This is a genomic window from Gordonia tangerina (assembly GCF_021556435.1).
Classification (GTDB): domain Bacteria; phylum Actinomycetota; class Actinomycetes; order Mycobacteriales; family Mycobacteriaceae; genus Gordonia; species Gordonia tangerina.
The window spans coordinates 67,036-84,191 of sequence record NZ_JAKGCU010000023.1 but is presented as its reverse complement, the minus strand read 5'-3'; the positions used below and the strand labels follow the sequence as shown (position 1 = coordinate 84,191).

The 17,156-nt window shown below is 66.6% G+C and carries 17 protein-coding genes and 1 pseudogene; 6 read left to right on the top strand and 12 right to left on the bottom strand.

The features are described 5' to 3' along the window. Nucleotides 1–236, top strand: a pseudogene (locus tag L1892_RS19825) (IS110 family transposase); the annotation flags it as partial. Nucleotides 237–512: 276 nt separating this feature from the next. On the opposite strand, the gene L1892_RS19820 reads toward L1892_RS19825, so the two are convergent. The 11 genes from L1892_RS19820 to L1892_RS19770 form a co-directional block, all read right to left on the bottom strand. Further along, entirely contained in the window at nucleotides 513–1,070 is a 558-nt protein-coding gene (locus tag L1892_RS19820; protein WP_235725357.1) for an RES domain-containing protein, read from the bottom strand. After that, on the bottom strand, nucleotides 1,071–1,463 hold the full coding sequence (locus L1892_RS19815) for an antitoxin Xre/MbcA/ParS toxin-binding domain-containing protein (RefSeq protein ID WP_235725356.1): 393 nt from the start codon (nucleotides 1,461–1,463) through the stop codon (nucleotides 1,071–1,073). Between the two features lie 34 nt (nucleotides 1,464–1,497). Continuing rightward, complete coding sequence (locus tag L1892_RS19810) at nucleotides 1,498–2,445, bottom strand: Ppx/GppA phosphatase family protein (RefSeq protein WP_235725355.1); 948 nt, start codon at nucleotides 2,443–2,445, stop codon at nucleotides 1,498–1,500. After that, a complete protein-coding gene (locus L1892_RS19805; protein ID WP_235725354.1) occupies nucleotides 2,442–2,993 on the bottom strand; it encodes a DUF501 domain-containing protein in 552 nt (183 codons plus the stop codon). The genes L1892_RS19810 and L1892_RS19805 overlap by 4 nt, the downstream gene beginning before the upstream one ends. Then, nucleotides 2,990–3,688 carry an FtsB family cell division protein gene (locus L1892_RS19800; RefSeq protein WP_372475295.1) on the bottom strand — a complete coding sequence of 233 codons (699 nt, stop codon included), beginning with the start codon at nucleotides 3,686–3,688 and terminating at the stop codon, nucleotides 2,990–2,992. The genes L1892_RS19805 and L1892_RS19800 overlap by 4 nt, the downstream gene beginning before the upstream one ends. Nucleotides 3,689–3,701: 13 nt before the next feature. Beyond that, nucleotides 3,702–4,985 carry a phosphopyruvate hydratase gene (gene eno, locus L1892_RS19795; protein WP_235725352.1) on the bottom strand — a complete coding sequence of 428 codons (1,284 nt, stop codon included), beginning with the start codon at nucleotides 4,983–4,985 and terminating at the stop codon, nucleotides 3,702–3,704. Between the two features lie 144 nt (nucleotides 4,986–5,129). Next, entirely contained in the window at nucleotides 5,130–5,840 is a 711-nt protein-coding gene (locus L1892_RS19790) for a lytic transglycosylase domain-containing protein (protein ID WP_235725366.1), read from the bottom strand. 19 nt (nucleotides 5,841–5,859) lie between these two features. Further along, entirely contained in the window at nucleotides 5,860–7,047 is a 1,188-nt protein-coding gene (locus L1892_RS19785; RefSeq protein WP_308191728.1) for a nucleoside triphosphate pyrophosphohydrolase, read from the bottom strand. Nucleotides 7,048–7,141: 94 nt separating this feature from the next. Further along, nucleotides 7,142–10,738, bottom strand: a complete 3,597-nt coding sequence (gene mfd, locus L1892_RS19780) for a transcription-repair coupling factor (protein ID WP_235725351.1) — start codon at nucleotides 10,736–10,738, stop codon at nucleotides 7,142–7,144. 54 nt (nucleotides 10,739–10,792) lie between these two features. After that, nucleotides 10,793–11,326: a GNAT family N-acetyltransferase gene (locus L1892_RS19775; protein WP_235725350.1), complete on the bottom strand. Its 534-nt coding sequence runs from the start codon at nucleotides 11,324–11,326 to the stop codon at nucleotides 10,793–10,795. Nucleotides 11,327–11,370: 44 nt separating this feature from the next. Beyond that, nucleotides 11,371–12,072 carry a TetR/AcrR family transcriptional regulator gene (locus L1892_RS19770; RefSeq protein ID WP_235725349.1) on the bottom strand — a complete coding sequence of 234 codons (702 nt, stop codon included), beginning with the start codon at nucleotides 12,070–12,072 and terminating at the stop codon, nucleotides 11,371–11,373. Nucleotides 12,073–12,118: 46 nt separating this feature from the next. On the opposite strand from L1892_RS19770, the gene L1892_RS19765 reads away from it, so the two are divergent. The 5 genes from L1892_RS19765 to L1892_RS19745 all read left to right on the top strand — a co-directional run bounded on the left by L1892_RS19765 (nucleotide 12,119) and on the right by L1892_RS19745 (nucleotide 16,394). Continuing rightward, nucleotides 12,119–12,532: a nuclear transport factor 2 family protein gene (locus L1892_RS19765; RefSeq protein WP_235725348.1), complete on the top strand. Its 414-nt coding sequence runs from the start codon at nucleotides 12,119–12,121 to the stop codon at nucleotides 12,530–12,532. A gap of 235 nt (nucleotides 12,533–12,767) precedes the next feature. Continuing rightward, nucleotides 12,768–13,412, top strand: a complete 645-nt coding sequence (locus tag L1892_RS19760; RefSeq protein ID WP_235725347.1) for an ABC transporter permease — start codon at nucleotides 12,768–12,770, stop codon at nucleotides 13,410–13,412. Next, nucleotides 13,409–14,680 carry an ATP-binding cassette domain-containing protein gene (locus tag L1892_RS19755; protein ID WP_235725346.1) on the top strand — a complete coding sequence of 424 codons (1,272 nt, stop codon included), beginning with the start codon at nucleotides 13,409–13,411 and terminating at the stop codon, nucleotides 14,678–14,680. The genes L1892_RS19760 and L1892_RS19755 overlap by 4 nt, the downstream gene beginning before the upstream one ends. Continuing rightward, a complete protein-coding gene (locus tag L1892_RS19750) occupies nucleotides 14,677–15,414 on the top strand; it encodes an ABC transporter permease (RefSeq protein ID WP_235725345.1) in 738 nt (245 codons plus the stop codon). Before L1892_RS19755 ends, L1892_RS19750 begins: the two co-directional genes overlap by 4 nt. Continuing rightward, entirely contained in the window at nucleotides 15,411–16,394 is a 984-nt protein-coding gene (locus L1892_RS19745) for a glycine betaine ABC transporter substrate-binding protein (protein WP_235725344.1), read from the top strand. Before L1892_RS19750 ends, L1892_RS19745 begins: the two co-directional genes overlap by 4 nt. Before the next feature lie 6 nt (nucleotides 16,395–16,400). Here the strand turns inward: L1892_RS19745 and L1892_RS19740 are convergent, their stop codons facing one another. After that, nucleotides 16,401–17,063: a TetR/AcrR family transcriptional regulator gene (locus L1892_RS19740; RefSeq protein WP_235725343.1), complete on the bottom strand. Its 663-nt coding sequence runs from the start codon at nucleotides 17,061–17,063 to the stop codon at nucleotides 16,401–16,403. Nucleotides 17,064–17,156 lie beyond the last annotated feature (93 nt).

Below are 17,156 nucleotides of genomic sequence, written 5' to 3'. Positions count from 1 at the left end.
ACATCCACAACGACCGACTCGTCGACGCGCTGATGGCCCAGGCCCACGGAGCCTTCATGCACGACGACGGCGCCCGCACCTACTACCGCAAACAGAGAGCACGAGACGTCGACCACAACGCAGCGCTACGCCAACTCGCCAACCGCCTCGTCGGCATACTCCATGGCTGCCTGGCCCGCGGCATCCCCTACGACCCCGCCACCGCATGGAAGGACCAAACCCCCGCCGCGGCTTGACATCAAACCTTCAGGGATGTCTCGATCAACGGGTAAGTCCCGGCCACTCGATCAACCAGCGAACAGCCCGCGCACCCCAACCGCTGGTCGAGTAGCCCGCGAACGAAGTGAGCGAGCGTATCGAGACCCCCGGCGCCCGACAGCATCTCACCAGACCTCGATACGCCGACTCGCTGCCGCTCGCCGACTACTCGATCAACAGTTGGGCCGACTCGCTGCCGCTCCATCACCGGTTGGGTTGCAGCTACTCTATCAACGGTGGGGTCCGCCAGTGTCCTACCGCTCCACCGGTCGCAGGAGCGACTCGGCGGCGTCGACGATCGCCGGATGATCGAGGTCCAGTTCGTCGACGGCCACCACCTCCGGCCGTACCCACGACGCGAGCACACTCCATTGCGGCCGGTGAAACGACCACCACGACACCGCGTCCCAGGCACGATCACCGCGCGCATCGGCCTCGGTATAGATCTGCTGACCCCACCGCTGAGTGACGGTCAGATTCCGTACGACGACCTGCGACGGTCGTAGCCCCAGGCGCACCAGGTGGGCGGGGTCGTCGAGGTCGAGTATGCGCAGGTCATCGGGCAGCCGAAACGTGCCGAGGGCACGACGAGCTCCCGGCAGCTGGGGGAACTCGAACATGTCATCCGCCCAGGCACGCAGGTTGCCAAAGGATTCGCCGCAGGCGGCCTCCGCATGACGCGACAGATACCAGACATGCCGGTCGGGGTGATCGATACGTCCCCCGATCTGTGGCCGATGCTCGTACAGCGGGTGGCCGGGCCGTCCCGCGGCCGCCGAGTCGAGGTAGGGAAAGACCCGGTAGACCAGCACTCAGGCCGCCCCTCCCCACGCCTCGGCGTCGAGAGCCGTCAGGACCGCGGCCGCGCCGGACAACCGCAGCGCGTCGATCGGGCGCGCCCCGCCGAGGTGAACGTTCTGACTGATCAGCCACGTCTGTGCAGCTCGTTGACCCCAGATCAGCCGCGCGCGGGCGAAGATGTGCTCGAGGTCGATCAGCAGCGGCCCCGCGATCGGTCCCGGATACTCCTCACCGGAGATCCATCGGGTCGGCTGCGATCTGCTGACGCCGATGAGCTCGGCCAACCGCGCCTTGCCGAAACTGTCGGCGAGGTAGCTGACGCGGGCGGGTGCCAACGGATCGGCGGGATCGACGCCTCGTGGTCGTCGCGATCGAGGCATGTCGCGGACACGTGCTGAGGTCATGTCCCCATGCTACCCAACAGAATTGTTGGGTGGGTCAGTTCACGAGGCCCATCGCGATGCCGTCGAGGATGTCGTGTTCGCTCACCACCAGTTCACCGACGTCGGACCGCTCGGCGATCTCCCTCGCAAGTTCCGCCGTCACCAGCGCGCCGCCGCCGATCACGTCCACACGGCCCGGATGCATCGGCCCCAGTGCGGCGCGCTGCGCCCGGGTCATGTGCACCAGACGCTCGCACACCGCGCCGAGATCGGCGAAGGACATCCGTGACAGGTGGATCGCCTCTGGGTCGTAGTCGACGAGTCCGGCTCCCACCGCCGCCAGTGTTGTCATCGTGCCGGCCACACCGACCCAACTGTGCACGCCGCCGACGGCAACCGCGTCGAATGCCGGCGCCAACCGTGCGCGGGCGAACTCACGCGCCGCCGCGATCTCGGATTCGGTGGGCGGGTCGGAGGGCAGACACCGTTCCGTGAGCCGAACACAGCCGATGTCGGCCGAATGCGCGGCATGCACGCCACCCGCGTCACCGACGACGACCTCGGTGGAACCGCCGCCGAGGTCGGTCACCACGAATGGCCCGCGGGCGGGGTCCAACTCACCTACCGCACCAGCGAAGGATAGTCGCGCCTCCTCGTCACCGGTGATCACCTCGGCCCGTGAACCCGGTACCACCGCACCAAGCAAATCCGCGGTCATCGCGAAGAACTCATCACGATTGGCCGCGTCCCGCGTTGCCGATGTCGCGACCATCCGCACTCGTTCGACCCCCAGCGCAGACATCGTCGTCACGTAGTCGGCCAACGCGCTGCGTGTGCGTTCGATGGCCTCTCCGGCGAACCTGCCGGTCGCATCGACACCCTGCCCGAGCCGGACGACCCGCATCTCGCGCTGCAGATCGATCAGACGCCCGGTGTCGTCGGGCCGCGCCACCAGCAGTCGGATCGAATTGGTGCCGCAATCGACGGCGCCGACCACCGTCACCGCGCCACACCTCCGCTTCCCTGCTCCCCGTCGGCGCCGTCGGTGGCGTCGGTGGCGCGCGGCCAGGCCTCCGGGATGGCGCTGCCCCGCAGTCCTTGCTCGGCGGCCAGCGCGACCGCCTCATCGCCGAGCGGATTGACTCCCGGGCCCTTGGCGAGCGAATGGGCCATCAACACGTGCAGACACTTCACCCGGTCGGGCATGCCGCCGCCGGAGAAGTCGGTACCCAGCGGTTCAAGCTCGTCACGCTCGGCCAGATACGACTCGTGCGCGCGCCGATAGGCCGCCGCCAACTCGGAGTCGGTGACCAGACGCGCCGTCATCTGCTTCATCACCCCGGCCGACTCCTGCCGACTCGCCTCTGCCGTCAACCGCGGGTCGGTGAGGTAGTAGAGCGTCGGGAAGGGAGTGCCATCGGGCAGCCGGGGCGACGTCTTGATCACCGCCGGGCGGCCGTCGGGCGTGTAGAAGCTCACCTCGATCACGCCACGCGGTTCGCGTCCGAGCTGTTCGGCGATGGTGGCGAGATCGGCGTCGGAGACACTCACTTGATGGTCGGTGGGGTCGACACGGACTCCCACAGATTGCCGTACCACGGGCTCCGGGCCCGCTCCTCCGCCTGCTTCTCGGCAGCAATGCGCGCATCGTCGCCGGGGAACATCATCACCAACGCCTTCTCCCCTGGCCGGACGAACTGCAGCCGCTCACGCGCCTCCGCTTCGATATAGGCCGGATCACTTTGTTCGTTGACCTTCTGCTGATAGTCGCTGACCTCGGACCGGAGCTGGTCGTTGCTCGCACGCAGTTGCTCGAACTCCGCCCGCTGCGAGAAGTACGTACGCACCGGCATCGCCAGCGTCAACGCCACGACGCTGACCACAAGCGCGAGCACGATCGCGCGCTTCGCGTCGAGCCCCTCCCAACGGGCGACCCACGCCGCACGGTCGATCCGACGCCGCGTGGCTCGCGACCGGTTCGACACCCGCGGGGCCCGCCGCACGACCGCCTGTACGACCATGTCGTCGGCGCCGACGTCATCGACGTCTACCACGTCATCGACGTCGACGCCGTCGTGCACCTCGTGCTCACCTGTCTCGGTGACCGAGAGACGTTGGGAGCGAGCAGACGCGGAACGAGCCGCCGTGGACCGGGACCGGGCCGGACCGCGCGTCCTGGTGCCGCGACGGTCCGCCCGCGTCCGATTACGCCGATCGCCTCGCTCCCGGCGCCCGCCCGATGTCATGGGTTCCAGCTAATCACGAACCAAACGAGAATCGTGGGAAGGCGAGGTCGCCCGCGTAGCGTGCCGCATCGCCCAGACCTTCCTCGATGCGCAGCAGCTGGTTGTACTTGGCGACACGCTCACTGCGGGCCGGTGCACCGGTCTTGATCTGGCCACATGCACACGCGACCGCGAGGTCGGCGATGGTGGTGTCCTCGGTCTCACCGGAGCGATGACTCATCATCGTCTTGTAGCCGTTGTTGTGCGACAGCGCCACGGCATCCAGCGTCTCGGTGAGCGAACCGATCTGATTCACCTTGACCAACAGCGCGTTGGCGACACCCTCGGAGATGCCGCGCTCGAGGCGCTCCGGGTTGGTGACGAACAGATCGTCGCCGACGAGCTGCACCTTGTCGCCGACCGCCTCGGTGAGCTTCGCCCATCCGGTCCAGTCGTCCTCGGCGAGTCCGTCCTCGATCGACACGATCGGGAAGTCGGTGACCAGCTTCTCGTAGAACGGCACCATCTCCTCGGTCGAGTAGTCGCGCCCCTCGAGCTTGTACACACCGTCGCGGTAGAACTCGGTGGCCGCCGCATCGAGTGCGATCACCACGTCCTTGCCGAAAGAGTAACCGGCCTTCTCGACCGCCTCGCCGATCACGGTGATGGCCGCGTCGGTGTTCGGCAGATCGGGCGCGAAGCCGCCCTCGTCACCCAGCGCGGTGGCCAGGCCCTGCTTGGACAGCACCGACTTCAGCGCGTGGTACACCTCGGCGCCGCATCGCAGCGCCTCCTTGAAGGTGGGCGCACCGACCGGGGCGATCATGAATTCCTGGAAGTCGATGCCGTTGTCGGCGTGCTCCCCGCCGTTGATGATGTTCATGCACGGCACGGGTAGGATGTGCGCATTCGGGCCGCCGATGTAACGGAACAGCGGCAGGCCGGCCGATTCCGCGGCGCCCTTGGCGACCGCCAGCGAGACCCCGAGAATGGCATTCGCGCCGATGCGCCCCTTGTCGGGAGTGCCGTCACAGTCGAGCAGGGCCTGGTCGACGAGGCGCTGCTCCTCGGCCTCCAGACCGATCACGGCGGGCGCGAGTTCGGCCAGCACACCTTCGACGGCCTTCGTGACACCCTTCCCGGCGTACCGGTCACCGCCGTCACGCAGCTCGACCGCCTCGTGTTCACCGGTCGACGCGCCGGAGGGAACCGCGGCGCGGGTGAAGGTGCCGTCATCCAGAACAACTTCGACCTCGACGGTCGGATTGCCTCGCGAATCCAGGATCTCGCGCGCACCGACCTGCTCGATCATTGCCACAGTTCTAGCCCCTTTGTCCTCGACGGAACGACGCCACGTCGGCGCCGACAGGTACGCGTCAAAGCCTAATCGCTGTGCGCAACGCATACGCGGCAAGGGAGGGACTCGCGTGCCTACCGAGCAGTAGCGAGGTCGGGCCCGGGATCAGTAGCGGACGTTGATCGAGTACGCGTTGGCACGATCACGCACGTCGAGGACATACGGGGTCGAGTTGTTGTAGACCTTCACGGCCTTCTCCCACCCCTCCGGCGTGGTCATGTCGCCGCCGGAGGACACGCACAGATAGCGTGCCGCCGACAGCGCGGCGTCGTCGATGTTGTCCGGGTCCGGCCGCCCGTCACCGTTGGCGTCGACGCCGTAACGCTTCCACGTCTCCGGGATGAACTGGAATGGGCCCATCGCGCGATCGTGGACGGCGTCGCCGTCCATCGTGCCGCCGTCGGTGTCGTGGATCTGCATGTTGCCGCGGGTGCCGTCGAGGGCGACCCCGCGGATCGGCGGCGAGGTGTCGCCGTTGGCGGCGATGTCGGTGCCGCGATGGGTGCCGTGTTTGCTCTCCACGGCCGCAACCCCCGCCAGCGTCGTCCAGGCCAGCCCGCACTCGGGATGTTGCTGGCGCTGGATCTCGGCGGCATTGCCGTAGGCCTCCATGGCGATCAGCGGGATGCCCGTCGACTCCGAGATCGGCCGCGCCCAGTCACGCAGCTGTTCGGCCGTCCGACCGGGTGCGTTGATGTCGATATACGGAGTCGGCGCTCCGGCGCCCGGTGGGATGCCGTCGGGGATGTCGGGACGATTCAGTGACGGCAGATCCAGGCAGGCCGTTGCGGCCAGGGCCGTCATCACGAACATCATCGGCGCGACCACCAGTCGCCTACCGGCTCGGCGCCGTGCCATCCTCGGTTCCTCCAGTCACCTCATCGCGGGGCGAACTGCCCCGTTCTTCATGACAACTGTGCGGTAGCCCGTTTGGTTCCACACCAGCCGGGTCCCCTCCCCCGTCGACTGGGCCCTGTTCTGCGTCGACTGGGCGCCCTTCTGCGTCGACTGGGCCCTGTTCTGCGTCGACTGGGCGCCCTTCTGCGTCGACTGGGCGCCCTTCTGCGTCGACTGGGCCCTGTTCTGCGTCGACTGGGCCCGCTTCTGCGTCGACTGCGTCCTGTTCCCCTCGGTCGAGCATCGACAACCAGGCGGCGCGAGTCTGCAATGCCAGCCCCGCGGCCTCCGCGCGATGTTCGGCAGCCCGGACCTGCGACATCAACTGGCGGACACGTTGTCGCGCGACCTCCTCGACACTGTCGCCGCCGGGTTGCACGCGGACCGTGGTGACATCGTGCGGGACGCGTTCGGACGGGAAGTCGGCGGCAGCCAGCCGCTCCAGCACCTTCTGCGTCAACGCCAGGGCTGGTGCCGTCGTCGCAACCCCATCGAGTACCGACCCGCGCGCCTTCTCCGCCGCCTTGCGTTCCTCCCACTCTCTGATCTGAGTCTCCAGATCGGCATGGGCGCCGGACAGGATGCCCGGCGTCCGACCACGCACCTTGTCGGTGAAACTCCGCGCGACGTCGTCGATGTCGAACGGAGAGTCGGCGTCGTCGGCCGCGATACGAGCGTGGAACAGCACCTGCAACAGCAGATCGCCGAGTTCTTCGCGCAGCAGGTCGCGGTCACCGTCGTCGATCGCGTCGAGGAGTTCGTAGCACTCCTCGAGCAGATATCGGCGTAGTGATGCATGTGTCTGTGTGCTCTCCCAGGGTCCGTTGCGACGCAGGGTGTCCATCAACGCAACAGACTCCAGCAACGCATCACCCGCCACCGATGCTGCCCCGATCACCTCCTCGCCCCGCGCCATCCGGTCCAGGACGAAGCGATGCGAGCGATCGCTGGTGAGCAAAGTCGCCTCGGGATCGTCGTGTTCGGCCCACGCCGCCCCGGTGAGGCCCAGATCCCAGAGCGTTGTCGGATGAACGTCCTCGGTGACCGCCAGCGGCCCGACGAGCAGCGGAACGGCGCGCGTCGGGATCGTGTCGGGGCGAAGCGGATCGAGCAGGATGACGGTCATGGACGATCCATCTCCCTTCGGATGCGGCTGTTTCGAACGTATCCCAGGCCCGGCGGATCCGACGGTGTGACCCGCCGCCGGTCGTCGGTGCGAATCAGGACGGGTCGGCGCGCAAGGCCAGCAAGAACGTGGTCAGGTAATCGACCAGCTCTTCGTCGCGCAGCCTCGCGGAGCCGACACCCCCGGTGCGTGGGATGGGCAGGGTGATGACCGAGGTGGTCGCCCGGTAGCCGGCCGACGGATACAACCGCTTGAGCCGCACCTGCTCGCTGTCGAGCAGCGTCATCGGCGAGATCTTCACGCCCGTACCCGCCAGCCCCACCTCGGTGACGCCACGCTCGCGACAACGCAGCCGGAACCGGGCAATCGACGCCAACCGGCGGGTCTCCTCGGGCGGCTCTCCGTAGCGGTCGGCCAGTTCGGCCAGCACGCCGTCGACGGCCGCGTCATCAGTGGCCCCGGCGAGTTTCCGGTAGGCCTCCAGCCGCAGTCGGTCGGAATCGACGTACTCGACCGGGATGTGCGCGTCCACCGGTAGGTCGATGCGCACCTCTGTGGGCTCACTCGACGCGACGGGCTTTCCGTCGGCGGCCGCCCGGTAGGCCTCCACCGCCTCGCCGACGAGACGCACATACAGGTCGAATCCCACGCCGGCGACGTGACCGGATTGCTCCCCGCCCAACACATTTCCGGCACCGCGCAATTCGAGGTCCTTGAGCGCCACCGCCATACCGGCACCGAGTTCGTTGTTCTGCGCGATGGTGGCCAGCCGGTCGTATGCCGTCTCGGTCAGCGGCCGCTCCGGGCTGTACAGCAGGTATGCATAGCCCCGCTCCCGGCTGCGTCCCACCCGGCCCCGCAGCTGATGGAGTTGCGAGAGACCGAGGTTCTCGGCCCGGTCGACGATCAACGTGTTCGCGTTGGAGATGTCGAGGCCGGTCTCGATGATCGTGGTGCACACCAGGACGTCGTACTCGCGGTTCCAGAACCCGGCGACGGTTCGCTCGAGCTGGTCCTCGTTCATCTGCCCGTGCGCCACCACCACCCGCGCCTCGGGCACCATCGCCGCGATGTCACGGGCGGTCTTGTCGATGGTGGATACGCGGTTGTGGACATAGAACACCTGGCCGTCGCGCAGCAGTTCGCGCCGGATGGCCGCCGCGACCTGTTTCGACGAGTATCCACCGACGTAGGTGAGCACCGGGTGACGCTCTTCCGGCGGCGTCAGGATCGTCGACATCTCCCGGATGCCGGCCATCGACATCTCCAGCGTTCGCGGGATCGGTGTGGCCGACATCGTCAGCACATCGACGTGGGTGCGCAGGGACTTGATGTGTTCCTTGTGCTCCACACCGAAGCGCTGTTCCTCGTCGACGACCACCAGGCCGAGGTCTTTCCACGTCACACCGGTCTGCAGCAGTCGATGGGTGCCGATGACGACGTCCACGTCACCGGCCGCCATGGCATCGACAATCCCCTTGGACTCCTTCGCGTCGGTGAAGCGCGACAGTCCGCGCACCTTCACCGGGAAACCCGCCATGCGTTCGGTGAAGGTCTGCAGATGCTGTTGCGCGAGAATGGTTGTCGGCACCAACACCGCGACCTGCTTGCCGTCCTGAACCGCTTTGAACGCGGCACGAACCGCGATCTCGGTCTTGCCGTATCCGACGTCGCCGACGATGACGCGATCCATCGGGACCGGTCGCTCCATGTCGGCCTTCACCTCCGCGATGACCGTCAGCTGGTCGACGGTTTCGGTGAAGTCGAAGGCGTCTTCCATCTCGCGCTGCCAAGGCGTGTCCGGGCTGAACGCGTGCCCGGGTGCCGCGTGCCGGGCCGCATAGAGTTGCACGAGCTCCCCGGCGATCTCCCGAACAGCCTTGCGCGCCTTACGTTTGGTGTTCTGCCAGTCCGATCCGCCGAGCTTGGACAGCGACGGTTGTTCCCCGCCGACATAGCGCGAGAGCTGGTCGAGCGCGTCCATCGGCACATACAGGCGGTCGCCGGGCTGACCGCGCTTGCTCGCGGCGTATTCCAGAACCAGATACTCGCGACGGGCTCCCGACACAGTTCGCTCGATCATCTCGACGAACTTGCCGATGCCGTGCTGATCGTGCACCACGAGGTCGCCGGCACTCAACGCCAGCGGGTCCACCTGGTTACGACGTTTGGCCGGCAATCGTCGCCCGTCGCGCACCCCCGCGACCCGGTTGCCGGTCAGATCGGTCTCGGTGACGATGACCAGTCCCGCATCGGGACAGACCAATCCGGCTCGCAAGGTGCCACCGAACACCGACACCTGGCCGGGCTCGGGACGGGTTCCGGGCTCGACGATGACGGCGGGTACCTCGGCGTCGGCCAGACGCTCGCCGACGCGCTGCGCCGTGCCCTTACCGGCCACGACGATGGCGGCGGACCCGCCGGTCCGCACATGCGCCCGCAGGCTCGCGAAGGTTGCGGCGATGTCGTCGTCGTTGCCGCGCGGAGCGGGTCCCGCGGCGAGGTCGAGCGACACCTCGTCGTCGCTGCCGGTGGCGAGCGGACTCATCGTCCACCAGGAGCGTCCGGCCGCCACCGTGGTCTTCTCGACATCGTCGATGGCGCGATAAGCACTCGCCTGCAGGTCGATTCCGCCGCCGCCCGCCTCCCTCCCGTCGATCGGCGCATCGGCGCCCAGCGCCGCCGCGGTCCACGACGCCTCCAGGAACTCGGCGCCGGTCTGCGCGAGATCGGCGGCGCGCGTGCGGATCTTCTCCGGATCGAGCAAGAGGACTCCGGTACCGTCCGGCATGACCTCGGTGAGCAGCTGCATCCGGCCGTCGACCAGCATCGGGATGAGGGCCTCCATGCCCTCGACGGGGATGCCTTCGGCGAGCTTGGCGAGCATGTCCGCGAGAACCTTCTCACCGGCGTGCTCGGTGGCCAGATCGGCGGCGCGGGCACGCACCTGCTCGGTCAGGATCAGCTCGCGGCCCGGATGAATCCGCACCGACGACGCGTCGATCTCCGGCTGGCTACGCTGATCGGCCACCGAGAACGCCCGCATCTCGGAGATCTCGTCGCCCCAGAACTCGACACGCACCGGATAGTCGGCGGTGGTCGGAAAGACGTCGAGGATGCCACCGCGCACCGCGAACTCACCGCGCCGCCCGACCATGTCGACGCGCTCGTAGGCCATCTCGACCAGGTCGACGAGCAGTTGGTCGAAGTCGAGTTCGATGCCCTCGCGCAACTCGATGGTGCGCACCGACCCGAGGCCCGGCGCCATCGGCTGCACCAGCGAACGCACCGTGGTGACCACCACGCGCAGCGCGCTACCGGCGTCGGGCTCGGCGAGTCGATGCAGCACCGCGAGTCGTTGCCCAACGGTGTCGGCGCTGGGCGAGAGCCGCTCGTGCGGCAGCGTCTCCCACGACGGGAACTGCGCCACCGCGGCCGGGTCGTCGAGCAGTTCGGTCAGCTCGGTGGTCAGATCGTCGGCTTCACGACCGTTGGCCGAGACCACGAGCAGCGGCGCCCGCACGGAATCGTGCTGGGCGGCGGCCGCCAGACAGGCGACCACGAAGGGGCGGGCGGCGTCGGGCGCGGTGATGTCGAGTCGTTCCTGACCGCGACGTCCCAGCAGGTCCGCGATCGCCTTGTCGGCACACGTCAGCGCGGCAAGCCCGTGCAGGGCGGGGGTAGTCGACACTCCTGCGATTCTAACGGCGCGGTTTCGGTGCTCTCCGCACCACCCGCGACCTGGTCAGTCCACTGATCGTTGCAGGTAGACGCAGTCGATCCACTGGTCGAATTTGTATCCGACCGCAGGTGTGCGGCCGACCTCGACGAAACCGTTCTTCAGGTGCAGTGCGATCGACGCCTCTCCCCCGGTGGCGGCGATGACCGCGATGATCTGCCGAACATTGCCGGGTTCGGCGGCGTCGAGGAGCGCTGCGAGCAGACTCGTCCCGATACCACGCCCGCCGGCGCCGGGCCGTAGGTAGATGGTGTCCTCGGCCGTCCGGTCATAGGCTCGCTTGTCGCGGAACGGACCGAGGTAGGCGAATCCGAACACGTCCCCGGCGACGCCGGCCTCGACACCGTCGGCCCCCACTCCGCTGCCCTCGGCGACGAGGAAGGGTCGACCCGCCGCGCGGATAGCTGCGATCTTGGCTGCCCAGTCCGCCGCGGTCGGTGCCTCGTAGTCGAAGGTGGCGACCGTGTGTTCCACGTAGTGCCGGTAGATGTCGGCGATGGCGCCGCAATCGGTGTCGGCGACGGGACGGATGGTGACCATGGTGTCGATGATGCCCGACAGCAGATCGGTCGGTCTCGCTCCGCTCAGGCCTGACCTTCGGCGGTGGTTCGATCGCGCGATTCCACGTAGTCGGGGCCGACGAGGTGCGGCGCCGGGTCCAACCGGGTCAATCCGTTCCAGCAGAGGTTCACCAGATGCGCGGCGACGACCTCTTTGGACGGTTCTCGCACATCGAGCCACCACTGCGCGGTCACCGACACCATCCCGACCAGGGCCTGGGCGTACAGCGGCGCCAGTGCGGGATCGAAGCCGCGACGTTCGAAGTCGCCGGCAAGGATGTGTTCGACCTGGCTGACCGCATCGTTGAGCAGACTCGAATAGGTCATGGTGTCGGTGGCGTCGGTGCGGTCACCGCGCACCAGGATGCGGAAGCCGTCGGTGCGTTCCTCCATATAGGTCAGCAGGGCCAGGGCGACCTGTTGGATGCGATACAGCGACCGGTTCTTGGTGAGCGAGGAGGTCACCATCTCCAACAGGGTCTCCATCTCCCGGTCGACGACGACCGCGTAGAGACCTTCCTTACCGCCGAAGTGTTCGTAGACGATGGGCTTGGATACTCCGGCGCGCTGGGCGATCTCCTCGACGGAGGTGCCCTCGAATCCTCGCTCGGCGAACAGTCCGCGGGCCACCTCGATCAGTTGGAGCCTGCGTTGGGCACCGGTCATGCGCGCCCGAGGCGCGCGCTGCACCTCTTCGGACGGATCGGTCGGCCGGCTCACTGCCATGCCCCAACCCTAACGACGACGGCCTCGGGTGGGGTAATCAATAGAGATGCTGACCTTGGAAGAAATCTCTGCACGCCTGGAGATACAGCAGGTGTTGACCGATTACTCGACCGCCGTGGACGCCGGACATTTCGATGACCTCGGAAAGGTCTTCACCGACGACGCCACCATCGACTACAGCGCGATGGGCGGTATCACCGGCGGTCTCACGGAGGTGAAAGCGTGGCTGGCCGAGGTACTCCCGGCCTTCTCGGCGTACTGCCACCTGCTGGGCAATCACGACATGCTTGTCGACGGCCACACCGCGTCCACGCGCACGCTGTGTCTCAACCCGATGCAGACGCCGGACAACTCGACCTTTCTGTTGGGACTCTGGTACGTCGACGCCTGGCGACATACCGAGGCGGGGTGGCGGATCACCGGGCGTCGCTTGGAGAAATGCTTCGACAAGCAGTTGTGACCGTTTCGTCACCCGTGGACCAATTCTTTCGAGAATTGTTATCCGAAGATCATCAGCACAGCTCAGACGGCATTGTCGACGACCTGAACGAAAGCTTTCCGGCTACTGAGCATTCGCAAAACCCTCAGCGCAATGCATTCCGGCGTTAGGGTTGTGTGCGGTTCAGCTCCGGACGCCAGCCAGCGGTCTGCGACTGACAGGCCAGGCGTCGGGGTCGACGACGAGGGGGTTCGGTGTGCAGCTGTGGGACTACATCCAGGGTCACGCGGCGAATCTGACGTTCCTGACGTATCAGCATGCGTCACTGGCGTTCCAGACCGTCCTGGTGGGCACGATCGTCGCGGTGCTGACCGCGGTGGTGGTCTATCGGGCGCCATTCTTCTCCGCGTTCACGCTCACCACCAGTCGCGTCGCGCTGACGATTCCGTCGCTGGCGTTGCTCGCGCTGCTGATCGTGCCGTTCGGGCTCGGTGTGGTGCCGTCATTCATCATGCTCGCGTTCTTCGCGACGATGCCGATCATCGGCAATGCGATCGTCGGGTTGCGCTCGGTTCCTCCGTCGGTCATCGAGTCCGCACGCGGAATCGGCTTGCCGCGTTGGCGCATCCTGGTGTCGGTCGAATTGCCGATCGCCTGGCCGGTGATTCTCACCGGCATCCGGGTGTCCACCCAGATGATCATCGGCATCGCGGCGATCGTGGCCTATGTGCTCGGTCCGGGGCTGGGGTCGCTGATCTTCAGCGGCCTGTCGCGCCTCGGTGGAGCCAATGCGCTCGAGATGGCCCTGACCGGAACGATTCTCATCGTCATCATCGCCCTGGTGTTCGACGGACTGCTGGTCCTGCTCGGCCGCCTCACGATCTCCAAAGGACTGCAATGACTGAATCGTCAACCGCGTCAACGGCCCCCGCGCGTACGGTCACCGGGGCGTCGATCCACCTCGACGGCGTGATGAAACAGTACCGCGGGCAGGACAAGCCGGCGGTGGCCAGACTCGACCTGGAGATCGAGGCCGGCAACATCGTCACCTTCGTCGGCCCCTCGGGCTGCGGCAAGACCACCACGCTGAAGATGATCAACCGGCTGATCGAGCCCACCGAAGGCCGCATCCTGATCGACGGCCGCGATGTGACCCACGAGAACCCGGACAAGCTTCGCCAGAGCATCGGCTACGTGATCCAGTCCGGCGGTCTGTTCCCACACTGGTCGGTCGCCAAAAACATCGGTGCCATCCCGCGTGTGCTCGGCTGGGACAAGAAGCGGATTGCCGAGCGTGTCGAATACCTACTGGATCTGGTCGGGCTCGACGCGGCCGAATTCGCCGATCGCCTGCCCAAGGACATGTCGGGTGGCCAGCAGCAGCGGGTGGGTGTGGCACGAGCTCTGGCCGCCGACCCACCGATCCTGTTGATGGATGAGCCGTTCGGCGCGGTCGACCCGATCACCCGAGTGCGGCTGCAGGACAGCCTCATCGGCATCCAGCACGAGCTCGGCAAGACCATCGTCGTCGTCACCCACGACTTCGACGAGGCCACCAAGCTCGGCGACAAGGTCCTGATTCTTTCCGAGGGCGGCCACATCGAGCAGTACGCGCCTCCGGAGGACATCCTGGCCAACCCGGCCACCCCGTTCGTGGAGGATTTCATCGGTTCCGGTGCCACATTGGCGCACCTGACGCTGTCGCGGGTACGCGACGTCGAAGCAGCGCCGGTCACCACCGCCCGGGTCGGCGAGGATTCCCAGACCGTGCTGGGGCGCGCACACGCCGCCGGGCACACCTGGGTCGTGGTGGTGGACAACCACGGTCACCCGCGCGCCTGGCCGTCGCTGGATGAGCTGGCCGCGAAACCTCAGGTCTCCGACTACATCGATCGCCGTCTGCCGGTGGTGGCGCGATCATCGACGCTCAACGATGCCCTCGACTCGATGCTCGCCGCGAGCCAGGGCGGCACGCTGGTGACCGACGGACGCGGCGCCGTGGTCGGATCGTTGTCGATCGACACTGTCATGGAAGTGATCCGCGGCCAACTCTCCGAGGCACGTCCCGAGGAGGAACGCGACGGCTACATCGAACATGCCGAGGGTTCGTCGACCGACGAGATGCCGGTGATCGTGGCGGCCGATGACGAGGTCGACGAGCACTCATGAAACGACTGAGACGCCTCCCGATGGATGTGTGGTTCGAACCGCTCATCATCGTCGTGCTGCTGGTCGGTTACATCGTCTGGTATCAGGTGACGACGCTGACCGAGACCGAGCAGGCTGCACTCGCCTGGGACAACCTGCGTGTGACCATCTATGACCACATCAAGCTGACCGTGGTGGCGACGGTGATCGTGGTGGCCATCGCCATCCCGTTGGGCATAGTGCTGACGCGGCCGTCGATGAAGTGGCTCAACCCGATCGCGGTCAACATCGCCAACATCGGCCAGGCCGCACCGGCGGTCGGTTTGCTGGTGCTGTTCACGTTCTGGCTGGGCACCGGATTCCGGACTGCGGTGGTCGGTTTGGTCGTGTACGCCGTGCTGCCGATCCTGCAGAACACGATCGTCGGTCTGCGTCAGGTGGATCAGCGCACCGTCGAAGCCGCGCGCGGTATCGGGTTGTCCGGCCTGCGCACCCTGGTGCAGGTGGAATTGCCGCTGGCAGTTCCGGTGATTCTCAACGGCGTTCGGACTGCGCTGGTCATCCTGGTCGGCACAGCAACACTGAGCACGTTCATCGGTGCGACCAGCCTGGGCACACTGATCACCACCGGCGTGACCCTGTTCCTTCCGAAACTCCTGATCTCTGGGGCGGTGCTGGTGGGTCTGCTCGCGTTGACCATCGACTGGCTCGGTCGCCTCGTCGAATTGGTCGCGACACCGAGGGGGATCGCGTGATCCGGCGGCGCCGCGGCGCGCGCATTCTCGTCGCCGTACTCGTTGCGGCGCTGGCGTTGGCCGGATGCGGTCTGGTCAGTTCATCGGGCACGTTCCGCAAGGCGTCGCTGCCGGACGGCGCCACTCCTCTCGCAGGCGCCGAGATCACGGTCACCTCGAAGAACTTCACCGAGAGCATCATCCTGGGCAAGATCGCCGCCACCTATCTGGCAGCCGCGGGTGCCGACGTCAACGACATGACCAATGCGCCCGGCTCCGCCTCGTCGCGGCAGGCGATGCTCAACGGCGCCGCGGACCTCACGTGGGAGTACACCGGCACCGCGTGGGTCACCTATCTCGGCGAGACAGAAGTCATCGCCGATCCGCAGGAACTGTGGCAACGGGTCCACGACGTCGAGCTGGCCGAGAACGACCTGGTGTGGTTGCCGCCGGCCAACTTCAACGACACCTACGCATTCGCGGCATCAACGCCGGCGGCCGAGCGGCTCGGGGTGGCCACCATGTCCGACATCACCCGATTGCCGGTGCCGGATCGCACGTTCTGCATCAACGATGAGTTCTTCAGCAGGCCTGATGGATTCCTACCGATGTTGCAGACCTACGACATGCCCTACAACACTCCGAATGGGGTCCCGACCGGCAATGTGACACAGATGGATTCGGGTGTGGTCTACACGTCGACCGCCAACAGCGCGCCATGCAACTTCGGCATGGTGTACACCACCGACGGCCGGATCAAGAACCTCAATCTTGTTGTGCTGGAGGATGACAAGAAGTACTTCCTGCCCTACAGCGGAACCGTGGTGGTACGCAAGGAGATCCTGGACGCACACCCGGAGATCGCTCCGCTGATGGAGGAAGTCTCGGGCCGGTTGACCGATGATGTCATGCAGGAACTCAACGGCCAGGTCGACATCGACGGCGAGGATCCCTCCGATGTCGCCTACGAGTGGCTCAAGAACGAAGGACTGATCGAGTAGGTACGTTCACCGATCCCGACTCGCACCCTTCTGAATCTGCACGATCTGCGCATCGGTGAGCGGCGCTCCCCACAGCGGATCGCGACCGTCGGCGCGGATGCCGTCGAGGATCAGGCCCAGGTATCGGCGCCAGGTACCCGGCGCCGTCGGGGCGAGACTCTCGGCAACCGTCCTGAGCATGGTGAGAATCGGAAAGAAGTCGTTCGCTTCGAGGTCTGGTCGGATCACCCCGGCCGCATGCGCCCGCGCCAGGACCTGCTGCAGCCGCTCGGTCAGCACCGCCTTCGCGGCGAGGATGTCCGGATGTGAGTGATCGATCGTCATGATCATCGTCGCGAGGCCGCGGTCGGCGGCCATCGACGACACCACGAGGGTCAGGATGTCGACGACGGCCTGCCACGGGTCCGACTCGTCGAGAGTCTCGCGAGCTCGTTCGGCGACCTCGGTGAGGTGTTGGGTGAGCACGCCGACGATCAGTTCGTCTCGATTGGCGAATCGTCGGTAAACCGTCCCCACCCCGACACCCGCATGTGCCGCCACATCGTCGAGCGTGACCTCCAGACCTCGCTCGGCGAACAGCTCGCGGGCGGACGCGATGATGCGCTGCCGGTTGCGTTCGGCGTCGGCGCGGAGTTTGCGTCCGCCGACCTCACCGTCGGTGGTGTTCATGCTCACAGAATAACAAGTGGAGGAATGATCTCCACATGACGTACGTTGGAGCCAACAACCGGAGGAACCACCTCCGCCTAAGACCTGGAGGCT

Coding starts and splice junctions, on each gene's coding strand:
- L1892_RS19815 (WP_235725356.1), bottom strand. CDS start 1,463: ATGACCTCAGCACGTGTCCGCGACATGCCTCGATCGCGACGACCACGA.
- L1892_RS19800 (WP_372475295.1), bottom strand. CDS start 3,688: ATGACATCGGGCGGGCGCCGGGAGCGAGGCGATCGGCGTAATCGGACG.
- L1892_RS19790 (WP_235725366.1), bottom strand. CDS start 5,840: ATGATGTTCGTGATGACGGCCCTGGCCGCAACGGCCTGCCTGGATCTG.
- L1892_RS19785 (WP_308191728.1), bottom strand. CDS start 7,047: ATGACCGTCATCCTGCTCGATCCGCTTCGCCCCGACACGATCCCGACG.
- L1892_RS19775 (WP_235725350.1), bottom strand. CDS start 11,326: ATGGTCACCATCCGTCCCGTCGCCGACACCGATTGCGGCGCCATCGCC.
- L1892_RS19770 (WP_235725349.1), bottom strand. CDS start 12,072: ATGGCAGTGAGCCGGCCGACCGATCCGTCCGAAGAGGTGCAGCGCGCG.
- L1892_RS19765 (WP_235725348.1), top strand. CDS start 12,119: ATGCTGACCTTGGAAGAAATCTCTGCACGCCTGGAGATACAGCAGGTG.
- L1892_RS19755 (WP_235725346.1), top strand. CDS start 13,409: ATGACTGAATCGTCAACCGCGTCAACGGCCCCCGCGCGTACGGTCACC.
- L1892_RS19750 (WP_235725345.1), top strand. CDS start 14,677: ATGAAACGACTGAGACGCCTCCCGATGGATGTGTGGTTCGAACCGCTC.
- L1892_RS19740 (WP_235725343.1), bottom strand. CDS start 17,063: ATGAACACCACCGACGGTGAGGTCGGCGGACGCAAACTCCGCGCCGAC.